Source organism: Nocardiopsis sp. TNDT3, from assembly GCF_003427465.1.
Taxonomy (GTDB): Bacteria; Actinomycetota; Actinomycetes; order Streptosporangiales; family Streptosporangiaceae; genus Nocardiopsis; species Nocardiopsis dassonvillei.
Genome location: NZ_QPFC01000793.1, coordinates 1 through 6,543 on the forward strand (window position 1 = coordinate 1; position 6,543 = coordinate 6,543).

The 6,543-nt window shown below is 72.3% G+C and carries 4 protein-coding genes and 1 pseudogene; 2 read left to right on the forward strand and 3 right to left on the reverse strand.

Annotation, left to right across the window (positions count from 1 at the left end; all coding sequences use genetic code 11):
* Both DQW06_RS19400 and DQW06_RS19405 read left to right on the forward strand, forming a co-directional pair.
* Positions 1 to 931: pseudogene (locus tag DQW06_RS19400) on the forward strand (serine/threonine protein kinase); the annotation flags it as partial.
* 39 nt (positions 932 to 970) lie between these two features.
* Positions 971 to 1,936: a quinone oxidoreductase gene (locus tag DQW06_RS19405; protein ID WP_013154450.1), complete on the forward strand. Its 966-nt coding sequence runs from the start codon at positions 971 to 973 to the stop codon at positions 1,934 to 1,936.
* A 139-nt stretch (positions 1,937 to 2,075) separates the two neighbouring features.
* On the opposite strand, the gene DQW06_RS19410 is transcribed toward DQW06_RS19405, so the two are convergent.
* The 3 genes from DQW06_RS19410 to DQW06_RS19420 all read right to left on the reverse strand — a co-directional run.
* Positions 2,076 to 3,161: an SPFH domain-containing protein gene (locus DQW06_RS19410; protein WP_117199052.1), complete on the reverse strand. Its 1,086-nt coding sequence runs from the start codon at positions 3,159 to 3,161 to the stop codon at positions 2,076 to 2,078.
* Positions 3,162 to 3,205: 44 nt separating this feature from the next.
* A complete protein-coding gene (locus DQW06_RS19415) occupies positions 3,206 to 3,646 on the reverse strand; it encodes an NfeD family protein (RefSeq protein ID WP_013154452.1) in 441 nt (146 codons plus the stop codon).
* A gap of 164 nt (positions 3,647 to 3,810) precedes the next feature.
* Positions 3,811 to 6,543 (reverse strand): penicillin acylase family protein (locus tag DQW06_RS19420; protein ID WP_157983495.1); only part of this gene is annotated, 2,733 nt, incomplete at its 5' end.

A 6,543-nucleotide genomic window follows, 5' to 3' on the forward strand; every position in this document is an offset into this window, starting at 1 on the left:
CGGCGGTCCGGACCCAGCGGGCCGACCCGCCGGGCCGTCCGGCGGCTCCCCGCGCAGACGCAGGCGTCTGGTGGTGATCGGCGCGGCCGCGGGCGCGGTCGTCCTGGTGGCCGCCGTGGGCGCGACGGTCCTGCTCAACGGCGGCCCGGAGATCCCGGAGAACACCGTCTCCGTCTACAACACCGATTTCACCACCGATCCCGGCTGGGTCAGCAGGACCTACGAGCACGAGGAGTCCGACGGCTACTGGGCCGAGCGCAGGGGCGCCCTGCTCCAGCTCGACCCCGAGGACAGCCCCAGCCGGGGCGAGGTCGTGTCGCTGGACCGCGAGGAGGTCCTGCCGGACGACGTCCTGGTGAGTACCACCGCGTACGTGGTCCAGGGCCCGGAACAGGCGACGTTCGGCGTGCGCTGCTGGGACAACGACGGCGAGGAGTACCGGAGCCAGTACGAAGGACTGCTGCGCTACGACGGCCAGCGCGCGGAGATCCGCCGGATGCACGAGGCCGAGGGCGACATCACCCTCGGCGAGACCACCGACGTCGCCGGATACACCCCCCAACCCCTCTTCGACGAGTCGGTGCGCGAGGAGTACGGCTACGAGGAGCGCGACCCCCTCGGGTTCGACCACGAGAACATCCCCACCAACACCGTCACCCTCTCCTGCTCCCTGCAGGAGGACGGGGACGGCAACGAGGTCATGGAGCTCTCCCTGTGGGTCAACGGCGAGCACGCCGTGACCGCGGTGGACGAGGAGCCCCTCCCCGACGACGCCGAGGCCGTGGAGGACCGCCGCAGGGTCGGCATCGTCACCCGCTCCGGACCGGGCAACGACTTCCTGGGCGTGCTGTACACCGCGTTCTCGGTCCACGAGATCCTCGAGGAGGACCAGTCGGCCAGCCCGCCGTGGCCGGTCCCGGCTCCGAGCTGACATGATGCCGGGAACCGACCCGGAAGGAGCAGTGGACCCATGCGTGCCATCGTGATCGAGGAGAACGGCGGGCCCGAGGTGCTGCGGCTGGCCGAGAGGGACGACCCGGCGCCCGGTCCCGGGGAGGTCCTGATCGACGTCGAGGCCCGCGGGGTCAACTTCATCGACATCTACCAGCGCAGCGGCCTGTACGACGTCCCGCTCCCCTACGTCCCGGGGATGGAGGGCGCGGGCGTGGTGGCCGCCGTCGGCGAGGGCGTCACCGACCTGTCCGTGGGGCAGCGGGTCGGCTGGGCGATGGCCCCCGGCGCGTACGCCGAACAGGCCGTGGTCAAGGCCTCGCTGGTCGTCCCCGTCCCCGACGCGGTCTCCGCCGAGCAGGCCGCCGCCCTGCTGCTCCAGGGCATGACCGCCCACTACCTGGTGCGCTCGGTGTACCCGGTGGCCGAGGGCGACACCGTGCTGGTGCACGCGGCCGCGGGCGGCACCGGCCTGCTGGTCACCCAGCTGGCCAAGGAGCGCGGCGCGCGCGTCATCGGCACCGTGTCCACCGAGGAGAAGGAGCGCATCGCCCGTGGGGCGGGCGCGGACGAGGTGGTGCGCTACACCGAGACCCCCGTGGCCGAGGCGGTGCGCGACCTCACCGGCGGCGAGGGGGTGGCCGCGGTCTACGACGGCGTCGGCCGGGACACCTTCGACGCCAGCCTGGCGTCGCTGCGCCCGCGCGGCGTGCTGGCGCTGTTCGGGCAGTCCTCGGGAGAGGTGGCCCCGGTGGACCCGCAGCGGCTCAACTCCGCCGGTTCGGTGTACCTGACCAGGCCCTCGCTGGCCTACTTCGTGGCCGACCGCGAGGAGCTGCTGGGCCGGGCCGGCGACCTGTTCGCGCTGGTGGGCGAGGGCCGTCTGGACGTGCGGATCGGCGGGCGCTACCCGCTGTCCGACGCGGGACGGGCCCAGAGCGACCTGGCCTCGCGCCGGACCACCGGCAAGCTCCTGCTGGTCTGAGCCGGACGGCCGCGCGCCGAGCACACGGCGGGCGGGGGAAGGTGTCACCTCTCCCCCGCCCTCACGGACGGACCGGTCATCCGGTCCTTCGCACGCGACCGTGCGCGCCCTGCCCCCGGCCCGCGCGGACGGACCCTAGTCAGTCCTCTTCGCGGGGCCCGGGCGGCCGGGAGCCGCCGAGGGCCGACCCGGCCCGCCGGACGTCGTCGCGGGCGTCGGCCACCGCGCGTTCGGCGGCCTCGGCCGCGTCCACGGCCGCCTGCGCCGAGGAGGACCGGGTGGGATCGGGCGCCGTGAGCTGCGCGGGTCCCCGGGGTTCGGCCCGCTCGTCCTCCTTCTCCGTGGAGGGAACCGTCGGGGCGTTGCCCGCGAAGGCGTGGCTGACGTTCTTGACCGCCTCGGTGAGTTCGCCGGGGATCACCCAGAAGGTGTTGCCGTCGCCCTCGGCCAGGGACGGCAGGGTCTCCAGGTACTTGTAGGCGAGCACCTTGGCGTCGGCGTTGTTGGCGTGCACCGCCTGGAACACGCGCTCGATCGCCTTGGCCTCGCCGTCGGCCCGCAGGATGGCCGCCTGCTGGTCGCCCTGGGCCTCCAGGATGGCCTGCTGGCGGGCGCCCTCCGCCTTGAGGATGCGCGACTGGCGCTCGCCCTCGGCGTGGAGGATGGCCGCGCGCTTGTCGCGGTCGGCCCGCATCTGCTTCTCCATCGCCTCCTTGATGGTGGGCGGCGGGTCGATGGCCTTGATCTCCACGCGGTTGACGCGGATGCCCCACTTGCCGGTGGTCTCGTCCAGGACCCCGCGCAGGCGGGTGTTGATCTCCTCGCGGGAGGTGAGGGTCTTCTCCAGGTCCATGGAGCCGATGACGTTGCGCAGCGTGGTGACGGTGAGCTGGTCGATGGCCTGGATGTAGTTGGCGACCTCGTAGGCCGCGGCCCTGGGATCGGTGACCTGGTAGTACAGCACGGTGTCGATGTTGACGACCAGGTTGTCCTCGGTGATCACGGGCTGCGGGCGCGAGGTGAACACCTGCTCGCGCAGGTCGAACTTGGAGTTGACGCGGTCCACGCCCGGGATGAGGAAGTTCAGACCCGGGTTCAGGGTGCGGATGTAGCGGCCGAAGCGCTCGATGTTGTACGCCCTGGCCTGTGGGACGATGCGGATCGCCGACAGGGCGACGGCCACGACGACGACCGCGAGGATGATGAGGGCGATGGTGGGTTCCATGTGCTGGCACCTGGCCTAGGTCGGGGACGTGGCTGTGTCGGGTTTCAGGGCAGTGCTTCGCGCGGGTAGACCACGGCTGTGGCCCCGTCGATCTCCATGACGTCGACGCGTGTGCCCACCGGGATGACGAGGTCCTCGTCGATGCAGCGCGCGGACCACTCCTCCCCGGAGAGCTTGATCCTGCCCCGGTCGGCGCCGACCTCCTGGAGGACGACCGCGGAGCGTCCGACGAGCGCCTGGGCGCCCGACCTGACGACGGGGCCGCCCCTGAGCTGGCGCCGCATGATCGGCCGCACGAGGTAGATCCCGGCCGCCGCGGTGGCGGTGAACCCGATGATCTGCGCGGCCACCGGAAGGCCGATGGCGCCGAGGAGGGCGGCGACCAGCGCCGCGACCGCCAGGAGGCCCAGTACGAACGTGAGGGTGAAGACCTCGACGACCCCCAGGCCCACGGCGAGGATGAGCCAGATCAACCAGGCGTCCATGTTCCTGCGGCCCTCCCGCTCATGTTCGGGTATTCCTTACGCTACCCACACGGACCCGGCGAAGCACGCGATCCGGCTCCAGTGTTCCCCTGCCGTGACACACGGACGCGGCCCCCGCCGGCACCCGCTCGGGGCCACCGCGGGCCGCGTCCGCTCCGCCCGTCCTACCGTCCGCCGGAGAACTGGTAGACGAGCTGGTACGTGGGCCGGTTCTGCCACGCGATGGGCCACATGTTGATGCCGCCGACCGCCTGGTGGATCACCGTGTCCGCGCACAGCTGGTCGCCCGGGTCGCAGTGCTCGTCGCCGGGGTAGACCTCCGCCGCGGGGGTGTCCGCGGCCTGGGCCAGGGTGTCCAGCAGCACCGTACGGCAGGCGTCGGGGTCGCCGCCACCGCAGTAGGCCTCGCCCAGTCCGCCCTCCACCTCCTGGCCGAGCACCGTGCGCAGGTCCTTGTCCACGTAGGACCACCAGCCGTACTGGAACGCCGATCCCCGGTGGGGCTGCGCCTGGTTGACGCTTCCGGGTTCGCCTCCCCCGATGGAGCCCGAGGGCGACTCGTCGGTCTGCACGGCCCTGGTGAGCTGGGTGTAGAGGTCCTCGCCCAGGCCCGGTTCGAACTGGGCCCGGACCAGCAGCGGCCACCAGGCGTCCAGCGTGCGGATGGCGTCGGCGTGGGAGTAGTACCCGGCGTCGCGGAAGGGCTCGCGGCGCAGGGATCCGGACTCGTGCCAGAGCCGCAGCTCCTCCACGACCGCGGCCAGTTCGGGGTCGTCCACGGCCTCGGCGCCGATCACCTCCAGCAGGAGCGGGAGGACCTCCTGGGCGCGCAGGTCGGCGACCCCGGCCTCCATCATCACCCGGGTCAGGCTGGCGGTGGTGAACTCGTGCCCGTCGGCGACCAGCGCGGAGACGCGGCCGTCGATGAGGTCGCCGCGGTGCACCGGTCCGGTGGCCCAGCCCGAGGTGTAGCCCTGGGCGGGCTTGTTGTTCCAGTTGACGATGTAGTCGGGGTTGATCGCCTGCGGGTGGTCCTCCTGCGGGTGGTAGTCGGCGCCGTTGGTGGCGGGGTCCCAGCCGGACCAGCCCGCGTCGGAGTAGGCGTCCACGGGCAGGTTGGGGTTGGTGCCCTCGGTCCGGACCGGGTTGGCCCCGGAGTTGACGAAGGCGATGTCCTCGTCGTCGACGTAGTGCCAGTTGAAGGCGTAGCCGATGTCCTCGGCCGCGTCCGTGAAGGTCTGCGCCGAGGTGATCTCGCCGGGGTCGTTGAAGCGCTGGAAGCCGATGATGGAGTCGACCTCGCGCATGTAGGTGGAGCGCCGCGTCGTGAACGCGACGGGCTCGCCGTCCACGGTCGCGAAGGAGTGCACCAGGCCGAACTCCGAACGCAGGGAGGTCAGCGTGTAGCCGCCCGCCGGCGTGCCGTCGGCGACGGTGGGCGACCACTCGTTGGTGACGCTCAGCTCCTCGAAGGGCACGCAGTCCCCGGCGGTGTCCACGTAGGCGCGCGACCCGGTGGTGGGCGCGGACCCGTCGGTCTCGCACAGTTCGACGGCGAAGGTGTCGGTGACGTCCTGGCCCGCCGAGGTGGCGCTCCAGGCGTAGTCGACGCCGCGCCCCATCTGGACGTAGAAGCTCACGCCCGCGAAGGACGCGCCGCGCGCGCTGACACCCGGCCCCTGGAGTTCCTGGAGCATGAGCAGCTGCGGGGAGAAGTAGCCGGTCTGGGGGCCCATCACCGCGACGGGGTTGCCGCTCGCGGTGTGCTCGCCCGAGACGAGCAGGGCGTTGGACATGCCGCGGGGGTCGGTGAAGCCCTCGGGCAGGACGCCGTCGTTGAACACGCCCTCCACCGCGGACAGGTCCCCGTCCTCGACCATCCGTTCCAGCTCGTCGCGCTGCTCCTCGGGCAGGTCCTCGACGGCGGGCGCCTCGGCTCCCTCCCCGGGCTCCTCCACCGTGCTCGCCAGGGGGGCGGGCTGCTCGGCGGTCTCGCCGCTGAGCGCGGAACCGTGCTCGTCGTGGACGATGTCGTAGGGCTCCACGGAGCCGGGGTCGGGCACGGCCTCGCCGACCGGGTTCTCGGGGGTGCCGCCGTAGGGGAACTCGCCCCCGACGCTGACCACGGCCTCGGGGTCGTTCTCCATCCGCCAGGCGCGGTAGAGCTCGGCGCCCTCCTCGGCTCCGTAGCGGTCCCGGAAGTTGGCGAGCACGACGGCCGCCTGGACCTCGCCGCCGCCACCGCCGCCGAAGATGCCGCCCACCATGGCGGCGATGCCGACGACGTCGGTCGGGGTGAAGGGCTCGATCTCCCCGGCGTTGGTGATGGCGTCCTTGTGCCCGGTCAGGACGTACTCGCCGGGGAAGTCGCGGTTGTCGTCGGCCTCCTCGATGTAGGCGTTGACGCCCTCCAGGTAGGCGTCGACGTCGGCGAGGGCCTGTTCACCGCGCTCTCCGCCGGCCGCGACCCGGTCGATCTGCGCCTGCTTGTCCTCCTCGGTGTAGGGGGCGCTGCGCCACAGGTCCTGTTCCAGCCCGCGGTTGCCCTCGGCGCCTCCGGCGAAGGAGGTGAGTTCGCCGCGGCCGACCCGGCGCAGCACGTCCATGAGGAAGAGGCGGTCCTCGGCCGCGGCGTACCCGGCGCCGAACATGGTGCCCTCGCGGGTGGTGCCCTCGACGTGCGGGATGCCGTGGTCGGCGTCGCGGGTGATGGTGACGTCGTCGCGCGGCTGGTACCGGCGCCCCACGTCGTCGGGGTCGACCCCGAAGCCGGCGTCGAGGAAGAAGTCGTCCAGGCCCTCCTCGGTGAGGCCGTCGTAGTGGTGGACGAGGTTGTCGTACATGTCCAGCTGGCTGGAGGAGTGCCGCGGCCGGGTGCCGAAGACCTGGTGGCCGAG